Below are 21053 nucleotides of genomic sequence, written 5' to 3' on the forward strand. Positions count from 1 at the left end.
CCCGAACTCAGTAGTGAAACGATGCATCGCCGATGGTAGTGTGGGGTTTCCCCATGTGAGAGTAGGTCATCGTCAAGATTCAAATTCAGAACCCCCATCTGCGAAAGCAGGTGGGGGTTTTGTCTTTAAGTAGAAGTCACCCAATTTCGCTGTCACGTTACTTGGTAACGGATCGGCAACAGAATTTCTTGACGACCATAGAGCATTGGAACCACCTGATCCCATCCCGAACTCAGCAGTGAAACGATGCATCGCCGATGGTAGTGTGGGGTTTCCCCATGTGAGAGTAGGTCATCGTCAAGATTCATTCCGAAACCCCTGTCTGCTGACGCAGACAGGGGTTTTGTCTTTCTGCTCCCAGCAAAGATATCCCCAGGCTCTCGAAAGCCACACACAAAAAAACCAGCCTCCACTGCTGAAGGCTGGCTTCGAGCGACGCAACTATTTAGAACTGATAGCTTACGGTCGCACTCACATTTCGTTCTTCGCCCATATAACAGAAGCTCAAGCTTGCGCAGGACGCGATATAGGATTCGTTGGTCAGGTTGTTTGCGTTTACCCGCACATCAACACCTTTGAGCCCTACCTTGCTCAGGTCATACCCCACGGATGCATCCAGCAATGTGTACGCTGGAACCCTCATGGTGTTTTCAGCATCCGCCCAGCTATAGCCGACATACCGAACACCACCGCCCAGACGCAGCCCGTCGAGAGCGCCACTGTTGAATGCATAATCACCCCAGACCGAAGCCATATGTTTGGGGGCCTGGGTGGGTGAGTTTCCTTTGTTCTCGATGATAGTGGTCGCCGAACTCAATGTGCTGATCATCGACTTCGAGTATTCGATATCTGTCAGCGTGTAACTGCCCAGCACCTTGAAGTTATCGGTCAGCTGAATATGAGCTTCAAGCTCCAGTCCCTGTGAGCGTATTGCGCCAACAGGACGGTAGAAGTTTTCTTGAGGCAGCTTGGAAGCCAGGTTTTCTTGATCGATATGGAAGACTGAAGCTGTAAACAGATTGTCTGTGCCTGGTGGCTGATATTTGATCCCGGCTTCCCATTGGGTGCCATCCGTAGGCGCCAGCGGATTACCGCTGCTGTCGGAGTAAGAGTTAGGGTTAAACGACTCGGAATAACTGAGGTACGGAGCAATTCCGTTATCGAACAGGTAAAGCACACCGGCCCTGCCAGTGAGTTTGGTTCGCTTGTCACTGATTTCGGTTCCTGCCGGACGCCCTGTCTCAGCCAGTCGGTTCTCGTCGGAGGTATCCACCCAATCCTGGCGGATACCCAGGGAGAAGCGCCACTTGTCGAGCTCAATCAAATCCTGCGCATAAAGGCCTGTCTGTTCCAGGCGTCGCAGGTAACTGGTCGGGCTGTAATAACTGATTGCGGAGTTTCCATACACGGGATTGAAAGCATCCAGGGACGTCACTGCGCCGCTGGTCCAGTCAACCACGGTCTTGCGTCGTTGATAGTCCACGCCGAGCAGCGTCGTATGCTTGGCCGACCCGGTAAAGAACTCAGCCTGCAGCATGTTATCGATGATGAATGCGTGCAGACGCTCATCGCCACCGGAGTAATAACGGTTCAGTTCGTTGCCGGTCGCGCTGGTCCAGCCATAGGCGTAGACCTGCTCGTTCTTCACCCTGGAATCCAGGTAGCGGAAGTTCTGCCGTGCCGTGAAGACATCATTGAAGCGATGCTCGAATTGATAGCCGAATGACTGTTGGTCGCGGCTGAAGCCATCCACGCCTGGTTCGCCATCGAAAAAGTTCTCCGATATGCGCTGGCCATTGCGTTGATGAAGCGCACCATCCGCCGGCACGCCACCGTGATAGCCACCTTCGGGGTCGTGCTGTAGATAGGCTTGCAGTGTCAGCGAAGTGTCTTCGTTGAAGTCGATGCTTACGGTGGGAGCCAGCGCATAGCGTTTCTCTTCCACATGATCGAACTGGGTGTCGGATTTATCGGTCAGCCCCGTAAGTCGATAGGCAATGCGTTTGTCTTCATCCACAGGACCACTGAAATCGAATGCCAAGCCTCGCTGACCCTGTGTACCGACCGTGGCCTGGATCTGGTGATAAGGCTCATAAAGCGGTTTCTTGCTGGTCAGCGCCACCAGGCCACCCGGAGAGCTGCGACCATAGAGCACCGACGAAGGACCTTTGAGGATATCGACCCGCTCAAGGAAGTACGGGTCGACCTGCATGGTGCTGTAAGTCCCGCTATCGCCCATGGACTTCAGACCGTCCAGATAGATGTTATCCACAGACCCGTCATTGAAGCCGCGCATCGCGACATAGTCGTACCGATGAGTTGCTCCATACGGATTGGTCAGCACGCCAGGGGTATAGCGCATGGCTTGCGAAACCGTCTGTGAACCTTGATCGTCCATCTGTTGCCGGGTGACAACCGAGACGGACTGTGAGGTTTCCAGTAGCGAGGTACTGGTCTTGGTCGCGATCTGGCTGTGGGTGGCGTTATAGCCTTCCATGCTGCCCAAGGCATTTCCCAGGGCAAACCCGCGAATATCCGTGTCTGGCAACGACAGTGTCTGGTCTTCAACGGCCCGCAGGACATAACTGCTGCCATCTTGCGAGATGGCCTGCAAGCCGCTGCCACCCAGCAGAATGTTCAAGGCCTGACCTATTGAATAATTACCCTGCAATCCCGGTGAGCGGGCGCCTGCCGTTTGTGCCGGTGTAGCGGATAGCGTGATCCCCGCCTGCCGGGCGAACTGATTCAGCGCCTCGCCCAGTGGTGCTGCCGCGATGGAGTAGTTGCGTACGACGCTGGCTGAAGAAGCGTTGTCCTGGGCCTGCACCTGAAGCGGCAAGACCGTCGTGCCCAGAGCGATGGAGACCAATGCTGCACGAATGGCCGTGCGCAGGGCTGGTGAGTCGGAGGCAGCACAAACTGAATGCGAGATACCTTGAGGCCGGGTCATGAGAGGCAGTTCCGTCAGGTTCAATCAGAGAAATAGGGGTACTGATATCCATGCCGGACACCTGAGCGAAACCCGCCAGAAATAATCAGGCCTGACGCTGTAGCGTCACCCACCAGCGGGTGTGGTAACTGAGTTTTACAGGAAGAGTCTGAGGCAGGACCGCGAGCAACTTGTCGGTATCCTCCAGCCTGAACACGCCGGAAAGCCGCAGGTCTGCAATGTCATCCGCACACCCCAGATAACCCCGGCGATAGCGCCCGACCTCCGCCAGGAAATCACCCAGACGCATATCCTTCGTCACGATCAAGCCTTCGCTCCATGCGCCTGCTTCCATATCCAGTGCCGGGAGCAGGGTGGCGCGCTGTCCGGAAACCGAATAACTCTGGCCTGCCTTCACGTTTATCGGGGATGTGGCAGGCGAGCGGATAATCAGGCTGCCCTCCGTCACGCTGACACGGGTCCGGTCCTGATCCTGACGAACGACGAAGCGGCCGCTGATGCCTTCAAACAGACCGTGGCGGCTCTGCACCAGCAGTGGCCTTGGCGCGACACTTTGCGAGTCGGCCCCGCAGGCAACCAGAATCTCCCCGCGTGTGAGGTTTATCAGGCGGTGCAGGGTATTGAAGTCCTGATCCACCGCGCTGTCGGTGTTCAATTGCAGACGTGTGCCATCCTGCAACCGGTAACTGTTGCGTTGACCCACGTTGGTAGCAAAGTCGGCCTGCCATTGCTGCCAGGGCGCCATATCACGGGAGATCCATGCAGCGGAGCCCAGTACTACGATACCGGACAGTAATTTCAGCGCTTGTCGACGTCCCAGTCGTTGCGCGCTGTTCTCCAGTGCTTCAAAGGCGGCTCCCGATCCGGGTAATGCCTGGAAGCTGCTGTTCAACTCATTGCTCAGTGTCTGGATACGTTGCCAGGCACATTCATGATCGGCGTGTTCGGTACGCCACTGTTCACACTGCTTGCGCAGGCCTGGATCGGCTGACGAATTGTTCAGCCGCATGGACCACTGGATCGCCTGTTTTACAACCTGTGGCGAGGGCTGGCGCTGGCGAGACGGCTGCAAGGTACGGCTCATGCGTCGTATCGCAGTACATAGCAGTGATAAAGCGCATCGGCGATATAACGCTCGACCGAACGCAGGGACACGCCCATCTGTCTGGCAATCTGCTTGTGCGGCATTCCCTCGCATTGGGCCAGCAAAAATGCTTGCCTGACCTTCGGTTTGAGGCCGTCGAGCATTCGGGCAATGCTTTCCAGCAACTCGAAAACCAGCTCGCGGGACTCGGGCGAAGGTGTCTCGTGGGGCGGCAGATGAGCAATGGCTTCCAGATAAGCACGCTCAAGTTCTTCACGGCGCCAGTGATCGATGACCAGGCCCTTGGCAACGGTACGCAAGAAGGCTCGTGGGGTTTTCAGCTCAAGCAGTTCGCTGCGATTGAGCAGCCGCACAAACGTATCCTGTGCCAGATCAGCCGCATCGGCGGCATTGCCCAGTTTGCTGCGCAGCCATGAATGGAGCCAGCCATGGTGATCGTTGTAGAGCATGTGTATGGCCGAGTGCTGAGAAGGCATTGAGGCGCGCCATCCCAGCGCTGCGCGAATGATAATAAATCGCATTGTGTGAAAGCGTCCGCCAATTTGCAACCTCTCAAATGCCTGAACCCGCTCAGGCTTCTGGCGCTGAGCGGGTTTTGGTCACTGCAACAAATCAGGCAAACAGGCTGCGCACGTTACTCATGGCGCTGTCAGCGAAGCCCTGGAGGAATTCCTGGAACGCCGGCAGTGTTTCAGGCCCACCCTGATCGGGTTCGGCGATGATGGTCCATGTTGCAACCGAATCGTTCTCGCCAGTGGGTTGGACGGTCATCGCTGCCCAGAGATTGCCTACGGGCAGGCTGGTGTAGATCAGCGACCAGGTCATGAAGCGCGCATTGTTATCGTGAGAGTTCAGTTGTTCGATGGCCACGTTGCCGTCCTTGAACAGTTTCTTGCGCACCGAGCGCACGCCCTTCCCGGTGACTTCAGTGCTTTCCAGCGCCGGAATAAAGGCCTGGAAACCGCCAAAGTTGCCGACGATCGCCCAGACGCTGTTGGCATCCCCCGGCACTTCCACTGCCGAGACGACTTTGCACAGTGTCGGGTTCTTGATCAGGGTGTCCGGTTGCAGAGTGTTGATTGAGCTCATGTCGTTCTCCATTTGTTTCGTGTTGGGTTGTCGATGGTTCAGATAAAGTCGATTTCTTTCAGGTAGTCGCAACCCTTGCGCAGCAGCGCCGGGGTTTTCTGCGGGTATTGCTCACCCATGTGCCGGATGCCGGCCAGGGCGTTCTGGTACTCGATCATCGAGATGTCGCCGATGTCTTCCTCGAAACCGTCCAGATAGAAGCCCAGCACGCCGAACAGTGCGTTCTGGCTATCGACGCGGTTGAGCTGGGTTTGCCAGTGCGCCACGCTGACCATCTCGAACTCGCGCCCGGCTTCGCGGAAGGCATCCACGTAACTGTTCCAGCTCAAGGGCTCGGGGTTGTGGAGGTTGAATACCGCACGGCTGGCCTGATAGCGGCTGGCGTGGAAACCGATGAAGCGTGCAAGGAAGTCCACCGGCATCAGGTCGAAGTTCATGGCGAACTCCGGGACCTTGCCAAGTTGCAGGGAGCCTTTGAGCATCAGCATCAAGCGGTTTTTCTGTGGCTGGCACACGCCTGTTACGCTGCTGAAAGCAATGTTGCCGGGGCGGTAGATATTCACCCACACGCCTTGCTCTCTGGCCCTTTGCAACACCCGCTCCGCGACCCATTTGGACAGGTTGTAACCGTTCTTGATGTAGATCGGCGGTGTGGCGGCGGCAGGTTGCTCCAGCACACTGCCCGCTGCATCGACGGCGCTGGAAGCCGACAGTGTCGAGACGAAGTTGAAGATCTTCTTGCTGCGTCCCTCGCACAGTCGCAGGCATTCAAAGACCGGTGCCACGTTGTCACGGATAAGCGTTTCGTAATCCTGGACATGGTTCACATTGGCCGCGTTATGCACCAGTGCGCCAAAGTCCCGATCCAGTCGCTCATACACGTCATCACTCAAACCCAACTGCGGTTGAGTGACGTCGGCGGGATAGACCGTTACACGGCTCAGGTCCAGATGCTCCAGCCGGTTTTCCCGCAACGACTGAACGAAGCGTTCGTGTGCGCTTTGCCCCGAGCCTTCGCGCACCAGGCACGCAATCTCGCTCGCTCCCCAGGCCAGCAGCGCTTCGACGATATGCACGCCGAGAAAACCATTGGCACCGGTCACGATGACTTTGTGGACATCGCCCAGCCTGCTGATCGGCAGCACCGGTATTTCCAGATCGGCGTTGGCGTCCAGCAGCGCTTGCGGGCTGACGGTGTAACTCGAAACGCCTTCGCTTTCGATCAGGCTCGCCAGCGTCAGCACGGTGGGCGCTTCAATAAAGCGATTGATGGGAATGCTGCGCCCGAACCGTTCGCGAATCCCCAGCAACATGCGCGACAGCAGGATCGAATGGCCACCCAGATTGAAGAAGCTTTCGTCGGTGGAAATATCCCCGATGGGCAGTTCAAGAAGCTCTGCCCACAGTTCGAGAAGCTTTTGCTCCTGCTCCGTTTCCGGCAGGCGGCGGGGTTGCTGGTCTGCGAAGCTTACTGGTATTTCCAGAAGGGCCTTGCGATCGATCTTGCCGTTACTGGCAAATGGCATGTTCGCCAATACCGTATAGGCGCCGGGATGCATGTAGTCCGGCAACAGGCGTTGCACGTGCGCTTTCAATGCCGACAGGGCGACCTCTTCAGCCTCATGAGGCTGGGCAGCAAAGGCCAGGATGCGGCGCTGGCCATCGACGACCACGGCGACCTGCCGATACAGCTGACTGCTGCGCAGGCAGTGCTCTATTTCCTCCGGCTCAACCCGAAATCCGCGGATCTTCACTTGATTGTCACGACGTCCGGCCAGCTCGATACCGTCCGGGGTCCATTTGCCGATGTCCCCGGTGCGATAGGCACGCAGTTGCTGCCCGTCTGGCAAGGTCAGCGTCACATAGCGTTCGGCTGTCAGCTCAGGATTGTTCAAGTAACCCAGGCACACGCCAGGACCGACGATATACAGCTCGCCCTGAGCCTGCTCCGGCACTGGTTGCAACTGCTCGTCCAGAATCCAGACCTGGCTGTTGGCAATCGGTCGGCCCAGATTGCGGTTGCTGCTGCCAGGCCGGAACTGCCCGGCAGTGACCAGAACCGTGGCTTCGGTCGGGCCGTAGAGGTTATGAAAGTGGCACTGCCGGGTCAGGTGCTCGATGACATAAGGCTCGCAGACGTCGCCTCCGGTCATCACATGCTCAAGCCCCAAGGGCTCGTCCAGCGGCAGGATACTCAGCAATGCAGGTGGCAGAAACGCATGGCTGATGCGGTCTTTCAGCAGGCTGACCAGCCGCAGGGGATCACGTCGCTGGTCTTCATCGGGTATCACCAGCTCTGCACCACTGAGCCAGGTGGGGAAGATATCGATCACTGAAGAATCGAAGCTCAGTGTCGAGAACTGCAACACCCGGCAGTGCTCGGACAGGCTGACGTACTCCGCATACCAGGCAGTGAAGTGGCTGAGATTACGCTGACTGAGCAGCACGCCTTTGGGGTGGCCAGTGGTGCCTGAGGTATAGAGCGCCATACACGGCGAGTCGCTATGCGTCAGTGGCCTGGTCAGAAGCTGATCTGGCTCCGTCACCTGGATCGATCCGATATCCAGTGCGGGAAACCCGGCCTTGGCCAGCGGATGCGAACCGTCATGCAGCAACAGCAGGGCACCCGAGTTTTCCAGAATGTATTGCTGGCGCTGAACGGGCTGGCTGGGGTCCAGTGGCAGGTAGATCGCGCCACTGCCGAGAGTTGCCAGAATGCCTGCATACAACGCGACAGACTTGGGCAGGCAAATGCCGATGACCACAGGTGTTGTCTGCTCTCTGGCCTCAATCAGCGGCAGTAAATGACGCTGGATTGCGACACCTTGAGCGTACAACTCCCGATAGCTGAAAACCTGACCGGCAATCGACAGGGCCGAGCGTTCGCCAAAGGTCTGAAAGCTTTGCTCCAGGCGTTCGACCAGAGGCGTTTGGGCCACTTCCAGCAGATGCGGTTGATCGGTCTGATTCAGACGATGCCTGAACAGCAGATGATCTATCGCCTGCAGGCCATCCTGCCATTCGCTTTGTGCGGGAGTGGTCGTGGGCAGGGTGCTGAAATACTTCTCGTCCCTGGACAGGCGACTGATCAGCAGCGCGGTCTGGTCGACACACTCCGCGATTGCCGCGTCGCGCAACATACGGCCGTTGCCCGACTCCTGAGCAGGCAGCCACTCTCGCACGATCAGGTGCTGGGCCGTGGCCGAACCGTGCCAGCACAGCAACTCAAGGCGTGGCAGGCCATCGGTTGAGTTCGGACTCAAGCCGACACGAAGGCTCAGGTGATCGGTGCTAGCGAATGCCTTGAGCCGTTCGCCATTCATGTCCAGGCTGCCGTCTTCGATCAGTATCGAGGCGTTGTCGACAAGGCTCGCATTCAACTCGGCCTGATCGCTCAGGCGATGTACCGCATGTCCGTGTGCGAGCAGTTCTGTGTGCAGTTCGCTCAGGGTCAGGCTATGACCGATGAGCACGATCTCCAGACGTTTCATTGCAGCATTCCCTGGGCTGGCAGATAGTCGGCCAGCGCCCGCTGCACGCAAGCATCTTCAAGCATTGAACTGCTCTTGAAGAAGCGCACGATATTGCCGATCAGAGGGTGATGGCGATTGATGGGAAAGCTCACCGCCGTGATTTCATCCTTGAGCGCCTGCTTGACGGAATCTGCGACCTGCAGGTGATCGATCAGGATGAAATCGAAGCCGTGCTGGATATCACTGGTCAAATATTGAGCAATGAATGTCGGCATGATGCGGGCGATGCATTCGCGATCCTCTTCGGGCGCGGTGTGCCAGTAGATACGCACCAGTCGTGCCCAGAACCCTGAGTGACGGCCCTCGTCGAGCAAGTGATCGGCCATCAGCCCCTTGACCGACTGCTTGACCGAATCGTCCTTGGCGAAGGCCGCCACATCGTTGGTCACGGTGTTTTCCGCGATGGCTACGCAGATCAGTTCCACTGCGCTGCGCAGATGCTCCGGCGCCAGGGCGAGGGCGGCAGGAATGGCCCGGCTCAGCTCGATTTCATCGGGCAGTTCAATCGGTTCGATCCCCGTCAGGGCGATGGTCTGCTGCATGAAGTCCATCGCCACCAATGCGTGGTAATCCTCATCGACCACTACTGTCATGGCGTCGTAGCGACACGCAAAAGGAAAGCGGATGGTGAAGTTGTCCTTGGCGATACTGCGCGCGGTCTTGTCGACAATTTCGGTTTCAAAGATCACGACATCGTTGATGAACTTGTAGAGGCTTTGCACCAGTGCGTAATCACGCAGGTGCGGGCACTCACGGGTGAAGGTTTCGCTCAACACCAAAGGCTGGCGGCTCAGTGGGTAGATCAGTTTTTCATCGTTCTCGACGATTCGGCGTGGGCGAGTGCGGATAGTGGCGCGACCTTCCCAGGCATCAATGAACGACCTGTAGTCTTCTGCTTTCATGATGGCTTCCTTGTAGACGCGATATCAGGCGCTGGCTTGCATCAATGGCGAGCGCATGCTCATGCGCAGGGTGTCCCACAGCTCGACCCGGCTATCCACGGCGGCAATGGCGGCCTGATAGACTTCTCGCTCGCGCTGCTCGTCGCCATTGACCAGTCGGGCCAGCAACTGCTCGGCAGCCGGGCCGTGGTCCTCCGAATCGACTTCGATATGGCGTTCCAGGTAATAGCGAAAGGTCGGGGCCTGATCGACGGTGATGCCCCATTCATCGAGGATGCTCTGGAACATCACCGGGATAACGCTTTCGCGGCCATGCAGAAAGGCTGCTGCCACGCTATGGGCGGGTGCATGCAGCGCGGTATTGAGTGTGTGGGTCACGAATACCGTTGCCGCCTGGCCTGCATTGACGCGCTGCAATGCCGTGGCGTAATGCACGCCCTGTTTCTGAAGCTCGACGAAACGTTCTATCTGCAAGGTGCTGGCGCCAATCTCGCGCATGGCATCCAGATACAACTCGAAATGGCTGTAGTGGCCGTGGCTCAGCTTGTCGTCGGATTCTTCACCCAGCACGATTTCATTGATCAGCCTGGCTGCCGATGCATCCCGAGGCGGTAGCCAGGGCAATTGGGTACACGTCAGCTCCTGCTGTAAACGCTTGGTCAGCGACATGAAGTCCCAGACGGCGAATACATGGGTTTCCATAAAACGTTTAAGCACTTCCAGGGAATTGATTTCAGCAAAGATGGGGTGTTGGCTAAGTTCGGTTTTCTTGCGGTCCAATAGCGTTTTCTGACAATGCATGGCGATATCCCGGTAGTTGTAAGTGCAAGTGTTGGCTGTGGCGTGTGGCTAAATAACAGCTTTCGTTCTTGAAGAAACACGCTGCAGGAGGCCTGACTAACAGGCAGGTCAGCGCCTGTTAGTTGAAACGATCAATAACCGTAAAAGTCAGTTGTTTCGTTGCAGGTCCTTTGCAGAGCCATGAGTGCCCACAGCTGCAGCCTGTGTGGGCGTGGCCGAATAACCAGTGGTGTCGGCCGTTGTGACGGGCTGCGAATAAAAGTTAAAGCACTTTCAATGAACTTCGCAATTGTTTTTTATTATTATTTTAGTTGCTGTTTTTCAAGGTTGTAAGTTGCCATATAAAACTATTGATTTAAGTTTTATAGGGGCGTGAGCAACCCTTTCGGCTGATAAGAGCCAAAATTGAGAGTAATGAACGAATGCCTCGTTCAGCGTTGCTGTTATGCCGAACAATCAGAGTTTTTGACTTTTGGAGGGCGATACTGGAAGTGACTTCCAATGCCTTGTTGCCCTTGCAGGAACTCCTTTCTCAATACGTTCAAATGAACAGATCGCTGCCCTGCACCAGACGGGCAGTTCAAGAGCGACCAAGGCGCAACCCTCCGGTTGGATCACGCCGCAGTCACGACCGAGTTTGCCTTATTCCTGAGGCAGACCAACCCGGTGGTTCAGGAAAACAGGCATAAAAGCGCTGCCCGCGAGCAGATAGCTCGCAGCGCATGGAAAGGGTGCTGAAAGGGGAGTGAGAAGCGTCAGGCCACGAGGGTCAGGTGATCAACCGGAGTTGATTCAGGCGATGCTTTTCTTGCGTTGGCGTACCGCTGGTTTTTCTTGCTCGGCCTTTTTGTTGTTGAGGTATTGAGTGATTGCCTTGACACCACGATTGAGGTGGTTTTGCAGAGAACTCACGATTTGCTCAACGGCTTTTTCTTCGGCCAGACGCAGCAGCTCCCAGTGGTCGTCCTGGGACAGTTTGCCAAGGCCCATGGACGAGAGATTGAAGCGCAGGAAACGCTCTTCTTCGTTCAGGCCTTCTTCTACCAGACGCATCAAGCGCTTGTTGGGCGTCTTGGCGTACAGAGACATGTGAAACAGGCGGTTGAGGGTGCCCATCTTGGAGTAGTCGGTTTCAACCTCAAGCAACTCGATGTAGCTTCGTGCGCTTGCCAGGTCGTCGGCATCCAGTAACGGAATGGAAAGGCGCAGAGCCTCGGACTCCAGCAGGATGCGCAGACCATAGGCGTCAACGGCATCTTCGGTGATCAACGGTGCGACGACGGCGCCTTTATGGGTTTCGACGCGCAGGAGTGACTGTGCCTCAAGCTGGCGCAATGCTTCGCGCACCGGCATTCGGCTGACACCGAATAATGTGGCCAACTCCTGCTGACGCAGGGCTGTACCACTCGGCAGGCTGCCATCAATAATGGCGTTGCGCAGTTTTTCTTCGATAACAGATCTGGCAAGGTGCGCGGGAGGCTGTTCGTTTCCCAGGACCGAGCACAAAAAGGCTTCTCTATCAGTTTTGCGCATCGCCATACTTCTTCATCAACCTGGCTGGATTGGATTCATGGTTGCCAACAGACCTGAGTCTGTTCCCGTTCTGCTACAAGCAGCATGCCCGCAGTTGCAGAGCATTTTAGCGCTCCTGTCAGCAACATGTTGAATGAGCATTTATATACACACGGCTTTTTAGACGCTTTTTTCGAACATCGCGAGCATTTGCCGATGGCCTGCTCGCGATGATGCCTTACCGGTAACAGAGCGCCTTAAGGTGTCAGTCGCCCCGAGACGAAATGTTGCACATCGTTGAAGCCGGCGGTAGACGCATGCCCCGGTGTCACCAGCGAGTCGATGAAGGCTTCGTCCTCGGCGGTGATCTTCACTTCCAGTGCCTTGGTGTAATGCCCCCACTGTTGTTCTGTACGCGGGCCGACGATAGCCGAAGTGACGGCTTTGTTATTGAGCACCCAGGCAATGGCGAACTCGACGAGGCCGACGCCTTTGTCCTGCACGTACTCCTGGAGCCGCTGGGCGATGCGCAGCGACTCCACACGCCATTCCGTTTCCAGCAGACGCTTGTCCTGGCGGCCGGCGCGGCTATTGCTGTCAGGCGTTACATCCGGTGCGTACTTGCCGCTGAGTACGCCACGTGCCAGCGGGCTGTAAGGCACCACTCCCAGGCCATGAAACGCGGCGGCAGTGATCTGCTCGATCTCGGCCTGGCGATTGACGATGTTATACAGCGGCTGGCTGATGACCGGTTTGTCCACGCCCAGGCGCTGGGCGACGTTGACGATTTCCGCGATTCGCCAGCCACGATAGTTCGACAGGCCCCAATAGCGGATCTTGCCCTGGCGGATCAGATCGCCAATGGCCGATACCGTCACTTCCAGAGGGGTGTCGTGATCTTCTTTGTGCAGGTAATAGATATCCACATAATCGGTATCCAGTCGCTGCAAGCTGTTTTCAATGGCATTGAAGATGTGTTTGCGGTTCAGGCCGGCCCGGTTCGGGATGCCATCGCTCGGGCCTATCGCAACCTTGGTCGCCAGCACCCAGTCGCTGCGATGCGAAGCAATGGCTTCGCCGACTATCTCTTCGGAGCGTCCGCCGTTATAGACGTCGGCGGTGTCGATGAAATTCACGCCCTGATCCCGTGCATGATCGATGATGCGCAGGGATTCTTCGGTTCCGGTCTGTTCGCCGAACATCATGGAGCCGAGTGTCAGCGTGGAAACTTTCAGGCCTGACTGGCCAAGAGTTCTGTAAATCATGCTCAACATCCTCCTTGTCATTGAAAGCTGGATCAGGAGGCCATACTGGCTTGTTTATGGGGGCGTTGAAAAGGCCCAAGTATGTGACTGGATTATTTGATTGCATCGATGCCCGCGCTGAGAGGCGGGCAGGATGGTGTGGCATCAGAAATCGACGGTTGCCGAAACCTTCAGGGTTCTTGGTGTCCCTTGGGTCAGGTAACTGTTGGAAGTCGAAGCCGATGCCCAATAGGCTTTATTGGCTACGTTCTCCAGATTGGCGCGCAAGGTGATGTCGCGCTCCTCCAGCTTGAAGCGATAACGAGCGCCCAGATCGACCCGTGTCCAGGCTGGAATGCTCAGTGTGTTGGTGCTGTTCACGTATTGGCCGCCGGTGCGCAGCAGACGTGCATTGAGCGCCGCGCCATTGATGCCCGGGACGTCCCAGTCTGCGCCCAGGTTGAACTGATAGCGCGGCACGCCGGCCGCCTGGTTGCCATCCGTCAGCCCGCCTGCGGTTTTTTTCAGCTCGGTATCCATCCAGGCCGCACCGGCCAGCAGGCGCAGCCCGTCCAGCGGTTCGCCGAACAGGTTCAGCTCGGCCCCCTTGTTCAACTGTTCGCCATCGACCCTGAAAGTCCCGAGGCTGGAACCTGCGTTGGGGTAGGTCGCGCTGTTGGGTTGCTCGATGCGGTACACACCCAGTGTTGCACCAAAGCTGTCCCAATCCAGCTTGACCCCGGCTTCGGTCTGTTTACTGCGTCTGGGCGGGAACACTTCGTTGATGTTGGTGACACCAGAGCCGGGTGCGGTAGGCCCTTGCGCCAGGCCTTCGATGCGGTTGGCGTAGAACGAAACATGCTCCCACGGCTTGAGCACCAGCCCATAGACAGGTGTCGTGATGGACTCTTCATAGTTGGACGTTCGGGCTCCTGACGCGGTGTTCCAGGAGTCGACTTCGATGGACTGGCGTCGCACGCCGACCGTCAACAGGATGCGGTCGTCGACAAAGCCAAGGGTGTCGGAAACCGCAGCGCTTTTCATGCGGTTCTTGCCAACGATGCGTGGATCATTGATGTCGCTGCCGAAGTAAGTGGCAGGCGGAGTCGGGCGTGTGGCTTGCACCGGGTTGTACAGGTTGCTGGGGAAGCGGTTGGCAACATACAGCGCTTCATAGGCCGAACGCTGTTCACCCCAGACACCCGCCAAGCCGAAGTTGACCTGATGGCTGATCGGCCCGGTCGCGAAATGGCCGTTGAGCCCGCCCATGACGCTTTTGTTGTCTTCGTCATGGGGCGGGTAAAGAAAGCCGCCGCGTGCAGTGCCGCTGGCATCGCTGACATAGAGTGAAGAATAAACACCGTTCTCGCGGGTGTGCTTGGCACCGACGCCTGCATAGGCCGTCCAGTTATCGTTCAGGTCGTACTCGCCATTGAGCATCCCGTAAGTGTCTTCAAGCTCCGACCACGTCCAGTCCTGTGCATAGTTATGCTTGGCCGATGGTGCTTTTGGCACGCTGGTGCCGGTGGGGTACACCACGGCGCGGCCCTGATTGATGCGTTCTTTCTGGTAGCCCAGGTCGGCAGAAAGACGCAGCCGCTCGCCGCGATAATCCAGCGCAATGGCGATCAGTGCCGAGCGTTGGGACTCATCATCAATGGCGGTATCGCCCTCGTGTTGCGCCAGATTGATCCGCGTGCCGAACTGATTGTCTTCGCCAAAACGCTGCCCCAGATCCAGATGCCCGCCAACCTGGCTGTCGCTGGTGTAATCCAGTGTTGCACTGCGTGTCGGCGTATCCTGAGCGCGCTTGGGCACCAGATTCACACTGCCGCCAATGCCACTGCCTTGAGGTGAAATGCCATTGAGGAATGCATTCGGGCCTTTGAACAGTTCGACGCGCTCCAGTGCTTCGGTGGTGATGATCTGGCGCGGCAGAACTCCGTACAGACCGTTGAAGGAAATGTCGTCGGTCTGCAGCGGCAAGCCACGGATGGTGAAGACTTGAGAAAAGTTACCGAAGCCCGCCGACTGCCGCACGGAGGCATCATTGAGCAATACATCGCCTACTGTCCGGGCTTGTTTGTCCTTGATGACTTCAGCGGTGTAACTCGTCACGCTGAACGGCACATCCTTGATCTCACGATTACCGAGCATGCCCAGGCGCGCGCTGCGCGCGACTTGTCCGCCCTCATAGGTTTCGGTCGAACGGCTCGCTTCACCGTTGACAGTGGTCGCGCCCAGTTCCACTGCATCGCCCGCTTCGACTTGAGGCGCCAATGTGTAGCCATGGTTGCCGGTACTCAAAAGCGTATAGCCGCTGCCCGCCAGCAACTGCTGGAAACCTGCCTGCACGGTATAGCTGCCCTGCAAACCCGCGCTCTGGCGGTTGTTCAGCAGCGCGGGATCGAATGACAACGGCACGCCACTGATGGCGGCGAACTGCGCCAGCACCTGGCTCAACGGGCCGGGAGCAATGGCAAAGACCCGGGTTACGCTGCCATCGGCGGTTTCAGCAGCCAGCGTAGTCTGCGCTGGAGTCAGCGTTGTCAGTGCAATCGCCATGCTCAGCGCCGCGAAGCGGAAGCGAGCCGTGCTGTTTTTGAAGGAGGGCTGAAACGGCCTGGAAGTCATTCGGTATTCCTGTCGGCGCAGATAAAGTGAGGATTTATCTGCTTACCGAACGACACGCAAAAAGGTATCAGTGAAAGGTGAGCGTTAACGTGGTTCGACGGCGACCCAGTAGCGCGTCAGGCTGCTGACCGTGATCGGCAGGGAGTCATGCAGCAAGCGCAGGCTGGCATCGGTGTCGCGCAGAGGAAATGCCCCGGACACTCGCAGATCGGCGATAGCCGCATGGCAGCGCAATACCCCGGAACGATAGCGGCCCAGTTCATCGAGCAAGTCGGCCAGGCGCATGTCCTGAGCGAGCAGCATGCCGTTTTCCCAAGTCAACGTACCTGCCGCCAGTGGCGCGACCGGCATGACGGTCGTACGACTGAACGTACTTTGCTCGCCGGCTTTTATCACCAGACTCTGGCCAGCATTCGGCTGCATGTGTACCGAGCCTTCCTGCACCGCGACCAGGCTGCGTTCGCCGTCGATGCGGACACTGAAACGTGTGCCTAGTGCCTGAGCCGTACCCTGTTCAGTCTGGACGTAAAAGGGACGCGAGCTGGAAGCGGAGTCTTTCGCGGTGGTGATCAATATTTCGCCAGTCAGCAACTGGATACGCCGTTCGTGAGCGCTGAAGGCAATGTTCATGGAGCTGGCGGTGTTGAGCAGTACGCGGGTGCCGTCGGGCAATGTCAGGTTTTTCTGCTCGCCGATGGCCGTGTGATGATCTGCCGTCCATTGCCGCCATGGCGTATTTTGCCAGGCCAGCCATGCCGTCGGCCCTGCCAGCAATAGAATGCCCAGACGAGTGAGCGCCTGACGCCGACCGATTCCTTTGTTGTGGCTGACCCGCTTGAATGTCTCGGTGGCAATCGCTGCGGGCAACGTCCGGAAGTCTCCCAGAATCGCTTCTGCCCGTTGCCAGGCTTGCGCGTGTTGAGGGCTGCGATTGCGCCAGTTCTGCACGGCGCGATGGTCTTCTTCGGTTGCAACGCCCGATTGCAGTTGCACCATCCAGTCAGCGGCTTCGCCAAGGATCTGCGGGTCGATCTGCTGGCTCATCAGGCCACGCTCAGACAGGCAACGAAAGCGTCGCGCATGTAGCGTTTGACGCTGATCAGCGAGACATCGAGTTCCGTGGCGATCTGCGCGTAGGTCAGCCCGTCGATCTGCGACATCAGAAATGCCTGGCGCGTCCTGTCAGGCAAGTCGCGCAGCATGGCTTCGACCCGATACAGGGTTTCCAGAATCAGCAGACGTGTTTCCGGTGACGGGACTTGCGGTTCAGGCAAATGAGCGATGGTTTCCAGATACGCTCGCTCGACATCCTGCCGCCGCCAACGGTCAATCACCAGGCCCTTGGCGATGTGAGTCAGCAAGGCACGAGGTTCGCTGCCTGGGTTGCGCAGCGTCTGGCGCGTGAGCAGGCGCATGAACGTATCGTGCGCCAGATCTGCCGCATCGCTGCTGTTTCCCAACTTGCGGCCGAGCCAACCCTGCAGCCAGCCGTGATGCTCGCAGTAGAGGTTATGGATATCCAGATTGAGTGAACGATCACCTGAGGACATAGAAATCACAGAAGCGCTCCAGGCGTCCTTGCTGGATGTAATTAAGAATTGATCGCATTCTAGCTTCGTGTGATGACGGGTGGCAATTCGGTTGCACACACTGGCTGACGTCCGGTCCTGAAGGCCCTGCATGGCGCAGGGCCTCAGCTTGCTAGGCTTTCTTCGGCAGGCCCCATGCCTCGAGCGGGAAATCTTCCAGCGAGGACAGTATCAGATCGGCATGTTCGTACTGTTCGACCGGCATGTGCGAGTCCGGAACCGCCACGGCATACATACCCGCAGCCTTGGCCGCAGTGACGCCGAATGGCGAGTCCTCGAACACCAGGCAATCCTTTGGCGAAACCCCCAGACGGCGTGCCGCTACCAGAAAAATATCCGGTGCAGGCTTGGCAGCTCCGACCTCTGGGTCATCGGCAGTCACGACGGTTTCAAACAGCTCGAACCATGCCCGATGCGAGGTGGTCTTGGCCTCGAAGTAATGGATCGAAGAGCTGGTCCCGACTGCGATGGGAATGTTGTTCGCCGCCAGATGCCGCACCAGTGCTTCTGCGCCCGGCATTGCCGGAGCAAGCGGGAAGCGTTCATCAAGCATCGGCTCGCGTATTTCCAGGAACTCGTCAATGGAAATAGGCAGCTCCAGCGCCTGGATAACGTAGCCTGAAAAGTCACGGGCGCCACGGCCAATGGTGTGCTGCTTGATTGACCAGTCGAAGGTTTTTCCATAACGGCTGGCAATCAGATGGGTGACTTCGGTGTAGACCCCTTCCGTGTCCAGCAACAAACCATCCATATCGAAAATCACGGCCTTGATCGGGCCTCGCTCACCTTGCTGTGCACTCATGTCATCAGATCCCGTTTTCAAATTCGATGTCAGCCTAACCTATAGGGTTGCTGCGACAAACCAGTGGCTAATACATGGCATCCATGCTTTATAAAATTAACTCGTAAGGCTTAAGCGCTTTGACTGTTTGAGGGACTCCCTGGCGGAGCATCATGTCGAGATACTGCTGAACATCCATGGGCGGCGCTTTTAATGTGCCTCGGTGTTTCTGTACTGCCGTGAGGACTGCCGCCTGATCCAGATCCCAGAGGTCAATAATGAATTCGTCCGGGTGCTGGGGCTCGATATCGAAAGCCTCAAGTGCCGCATCAGGAAAGTCTTTCAGGTTGAACGTCACAATGACTTCTGCCTTGCAACGTATCGCTGCTGCAAGCACATGCCGATCATCAGGATCAGGCAGGTTCAAATCCGCGCAAAGCATTTCATGGCCCGTCACCAAGCCCCCGGCATTGCCTTATCCATCAGTTGGACTGTGCGGGCCAATTGCTCCATTGTCAGGTCTGGCCGGTTTTTCAGCACATTGCGTGTCCACTCATCATGAATCTGTGCACTCCAGCGAGCCCTATACAACCCTGAAAGACCCAGCCACATCAGCAGATCGCGCAAGGGGGCGGGATAAAGGACGCAGGCATCATAAACGGCTGTAAATGGCGAATGCCTCACTCGTAGCCCATCCCAAGCTCTTGTGCCTGCCTAGCCAATGCTTCCATCGCCTCCTGGCTAGCCATGTCTCGACGCTGTTTGAACGCCGTCAAATCGGAGAATAAAACCCGGCGATGCCTGCCGGTCTTGTGAAAAGGTAATTCTCCAGCCTCCAGCAATTTCACTAGATGTGGTCGAGAAACGTTGAGCAAGTCAGCGGCTTCCTGGCTGGTCAGTTCGGCGTGAATCGGCACAACCCTGACAGCATTACCAATAGCCAGTTCGCCAAGAATATCTACAAGCAGCCGTAGGGCTGAGGTGGGCAACTCGATGGGGTGCGCCTTGTTTTCGTTATCGAAGATTTCAATACGCTGCGTTTCAAATTTCGTTGACAGAAAGGCAGCCAATTCACGCTGGCCCTGTTCGGCTGCTTTGACTTCCCTGTCGAGAGGAAGATGTGTTTTCGACAAAGCTGTAGCGGTCACGATGGCAGTCCTTCTGAAATTGTTACTGGGTCCCGAGCCTAATCGAAATAAACGAAAATCAAAATAAACGAAATAAACGAAACAAGAGGGCGATAACAAACGCACAATGCTAATCTTTCGCGACTTTTTCGGCAGTGGCGTGTGCTACGCCAACCCCCGCTATTCAAGGCGTGTGTCTGAAGCCCGTCGTGGGCGCAGGGAAGGCTTTTTCAATTATCGGAACGGACATCTTCAAGTCGCTATGAATAAATCAGCAGGTATCGCGGTAGGCGTCATTGTTGTGGCCGGTGCATTGGCAAGTGCTGGCGCCTGGTACACCGGCAATCAACTGGGCGGCGTGCTCAACGACTCGATCCAGGCCGCCAATCAGGAGCTCAAGAAGTCTCTCGACGGCACGGACAACAGCATTACCCTGCAACTGGTTTCGCTGGAGCGTCATTTCTTCAGCAGCACCGCCCATTATCGCGTTGATCTGAAAGGCCCGGATTTGAGCCGCAATGGCCAGGATCCGCAGTTCGTGTTCGTCGATCACATTGAGCACGGGCCGATTCCGCTGTCGCGTCTGAAAACCCTGAAGCTCATGCCGGTCATGGCCCAGAGCAATTTCGAGATGGAGAAGAACACCACCTCGGAAAAATGGTTCGCCATGAGCGGCGATGCTACGCCCCTCAAGGGACAGGCCAGCATTGGCTATGACCGCTCCACCAGTGGCTGGCTGAAAATGTCGCCTCTGGAAATGGTCGATGCGGACGGGACGTTCAAATTCTCCGGCCTCGACATCAATGCCGAAGCATCTGCCGACGCCGAGAAGATCAAGGTCACGGGCAAGCTGGATAACCTGCAGCTCAATGTGGCTTCACAAGAAGGGCCTGTGAGCATCGATATCAAGGGCCTGACCTTCGACACCGGTGGTACCAAGGGCCAGTCCGGCCTGTATCTGGGCCACAGCAACCTGAAAATCGACAGTACCGGCTTCCAGATAGTCGGCAAGCAGCCTGTGTTGATCAAGAACTTCGCCAATACCAACCTTGCGCAGGAAGAGGGCGGTAATCTGGCCATGCAGATCAACTATGACCTGGGCATGATTTCCTACAGCGGCAAGGATATTGGCTCTTCACATCTGGGCTTCAAGCTTTCCGGTTTCAACGCGCTGTCGACCAAGACCTTGTATCAGTTCTATCAGGAGCAGGTTCTGCCACAGCAACAGGCCGCAGCACAGGCCAAACGCCCATTCCAATTGAAGCTCAGCCCGGCTGACGAGCAATTGATGAAGAGCGAGCTGAGCAAGTTTCTGGCAGGTAAACCTCATATCGAGCTGGAAAAACTCTCGCTCAAGACCGCCAATGGCGAAAGCCACATGAGTCTTGCCGTTGATCTGACCGATCCAGGTCCTCTCGATCAGCCTGGCAGCGATACGGCGGTAAAAACCATTAGCCAGCTCAAGGCCCAGGTACTTCTGTCCAAGCCGATGATCAAGGACGTCGCGACCTTGCAGGCAGGCTTTAACGGGCAGACCGACGCTCAGGCGATTGCCGATCAGGCCACTGCCGCCAGCGACATGCTCAGCGCCATGGCCGTCATGCTGCAACTGGCCAAGGTAGAGGGCGACACCATCTTTTCCAACTTGCACTACGCCAACGGTATGGTCGACTTCAACGGCCAGAAAATGACCCTGCAACAGTTCCTGGCAACTGTCATGGTCAAAGTGGGTGCGTTGAGTCAGTAGTGAGGTGTGTCTCCATTGCGTCAGGACTGCGCTGCCCGC

At 57.0% G+C, this 21053-nt stretch carries 15 protein-coding genes, 2 rRNA genes and 1 pseudogene; 3 read left to right on the plus strand and 15 right to left on the minus strand.

The window, feature by feature from the left end; genetic code table 11:
- A 5S ribosomal RNA gene (rrf, locus tag Q6A51_RS27740) occupies nucleotides 1–78 on the plus strand; the annotation flags it as partial.
- Between the two features lie 109 nt (nucleotides 79–187).
- Nucleotides 188–303, plus strand: a 5S ribosomal RNA gene (rrf, locus tag Q6A51_RS21870).
- Between the two features lie 142 nt (nucleotides 304–445).
- Here rrf (Q6A51_RS21870) and Q6A51_RS21875 read toward each other — a convergent pair.
- The 15 genes and pseudogenes from Q6A51_RS21875 to Q6A51_RS21945 form a co-directional block, all read right to left on the minus strand.
- On the minus strand, nucleotides 446–2950 hold the full coding sequence (locus Q6A51_RS21875; protein ID WP_304575719.1) for a TonB-dependent siderophore receptor: 2505 nt from the start codon (nucleotides 2948–2950) through the stop codon (nucleotides 446–448).
- Nucleotides 2951–3035: 85 nt separating this feature from the next.
- The gene (locus Q6A51_RS21880) at nucleotides 3036–4034 is read right to left on the minus strand and encodes a FecR domain-containing protein (protein ID WP_304575720.1); all 999 of its coding nucleotides are present in this window, start codon (nucleotides 4032–4034) and stop codon (nucleotides 3036–3038) included.
- Nucleotides 4031–4531 (minus strand): sigma-70 family RNA polymerase sigma factor, encoded by a 501-nt coding sequence (locus Q6A51_RS21885; protein WP_201019025.1) that lies wholly within the window; start codon nucleotides 4529–4531, stop codon nucleotides 4031–4033. The genes Q6A51_RS21880 and Q6A51_RS21885 overlap by 4 nt, the downstream gene beginning before the upstream one ends.
- A gap of 136 nt (nucleotides 4532–4667) precedes the next feature.
- The gene (locus Q6A51_RS21890; RefSeq protein WP_201019024.1) at nucleotides 4668–5144 is read right to left on the minus strand and encodes an SRPBCC family protein; all 477 of its coding nucleotides are present in this window, start codon (nucleotides 5142–5144) and stop codon (nucleotides 4668–4670) included.
- A 38-nt stretch (nucleotides 5145–5182) separates the two neighbouring features.
- Nucleotides 5183–8635 carry a non-ribosomal peptide synthetase gene (locus Q6A51_RS21895; RefSeq protein ID WP_304575721.1) on the minus strand — a complete coding sequence of 1151 codons (3453 nt, stop codon included), beginning with the start codon at nucleotides 8633–8635 and terminating at the stop codon, nucleotides 5183–5185.
- The gene (locus Q6A51_RS21900; protein WP_201004232.1) at nucleotides 8632–9579 is read right to left on the minus strand and encodes a diiron oxygenase; all 948 of its coding nucleotides are present in this window, start codon (nucleotides 9577–9579) and stop codon (nucleotides 8632–8634) included. Before Q6A51_RS21900 ends, Q6A51_RS21895 begins: the two co-directional genes overlap by 4 nt.
- A gap of 24 nt (nucleotides 9580–9603) precedes the next feature.
- Nucleotides 9604–10380 (minus strand): DUF3050 domain-containing protein, encoded by a 777-nt coding sequence (locus tag Q6A51_RS21905; protein WP_201004230.1) that lies wholly within the window; start codon nucleotides 10378–10380, stop codon nucleotides 9604–9606.
- A gap of 792 nt (nucleotides 10381–11172) precedes the next feature.
- Complete coding sequence (locus Q6A51_RS21910) at nucleotides 11173–11913, minus strand: GntR family transcriptional regulator (protein ID WP_201019022.1); 741 nt, start codon at nucleotides 11911–11913, stop codon at nucleotides 11173–11175.
- Nucleotides 11914–12149: 236 nt separating this feature from the next.
- Nucleotides 12150–13157 (minus strand): aldo/keto reductase, encoded by a 1008-nt coding sequence (locus Q6A51_RS21915; protein ID WP_201004227.1) that lies wholly within the window; start codon nucleotides 13155–13157, stop codon nucleotides 12150–12152.
- Nucleotides 13158–13301: 144 nt separating this feature from the next.
- Nucleotides 13302–15770, minus strand: coding sequence for a TonB-dependent receptor (locus Q6A51_RS21920; protein WP_304575722.1), 2469 nt, complete (start codon nucleotides 15768–15770; stop codon nucleotides 13302–13304).
- A gap of 84 nt (nucleotides 15771–15854) precedes the next feature.
- Nucleotides 15855–16814 carry a FecR domain-containing protein gene (locus tag Q6A51_RS21925; protein WP_304575723.1) on the minus strand — a complete coding sequence of 320 codons (960 nt, stop codon included), beginning with the start codon at nucleotides 16812–16814 and terminating at the stop codon, nucleotides 15855–15857.
- On the minus strand, nucleotides 16814–17320 hold the full coding sequence (locus tag Q6A51_RS21930; RefSeq protein ID WP_201019038.1) for a sigma-70 family RNA polymerase sigma factor: 507 nt from the start codon (nucleotides 17318–17320) through the stop codon (nucleotides 16814–16816). The genes Q6A51_RS21925 and Q6A51_RS21930 overlap by 1 nt, the downstream gene beginning before the upstream one ends.
- A gap of 151 nt (nucleotides 17321–17471) precedes the next feature.
- The gene (locus tag Q6A51_RS21935) at nucleotides 17472–18161 is read right to left on the minus strand and encodes an HAD-IA family hydrolase (RefSeq protein WP_304575724.1); all 690 of its coding nucleotides are present in this window, start codon (nucleotides 18159–18161) and stop codon (nucleotides 17472–17474) included.
- An 88-nt stretch (nucleotides 18162–18249) separates the two neighbouring features.
- Nucleotides 18250–18824 (minus strand): annotated as a pseudogene (locus Q6A51_RS21940) (PIN domain-containing protein).
- Nucleotides 18821–19288: a helix-turn-helix domain-containing protein gene (locus Q6A51_RS21945; protein ID WP_458296247.1), complete on the minus strand. Its 468-nt coding sequence runs from the start codon at nucleotides 19286–19288 to the stop codon at nucleotides 18821–18823. Before Q6A51_RS21945 ends, Q6A51_RS21940 begins: the two are co-directional and overlap by 4 nt.
- A 241-nt stretch (nucleotides 19289–19529) precedes the next feature.
- On the opposite strand from Q6A51_RS21945, the gene Q6A51_RS21950 reads away from it, so the two are divergent.
- Nucleotides 19530–21014: a YdgA family protein gene (locus Q6A51_RS21950; protein ID WP_304575725.1), complete on the plus strand. Its 1485-nt coding sequence runs from the start codon at nucleotides 19530–19532 to the stop codon at nucleotides 21012–21014.
- Nucleotides 21015–21053 lie beyond the last annotated feature (39 nt).

The sequence above is a fragment of the Pseudomonas serbiensis genome (assembly GCF_030580745.1).
Classification (GTDB): Bacteria; Pseudomonadota; Gammaproteobacteria; order Pseudomonadales; family Pseudomonadaceae; genus Aquipseudomonas; species Aquipseudomonas serbiensis.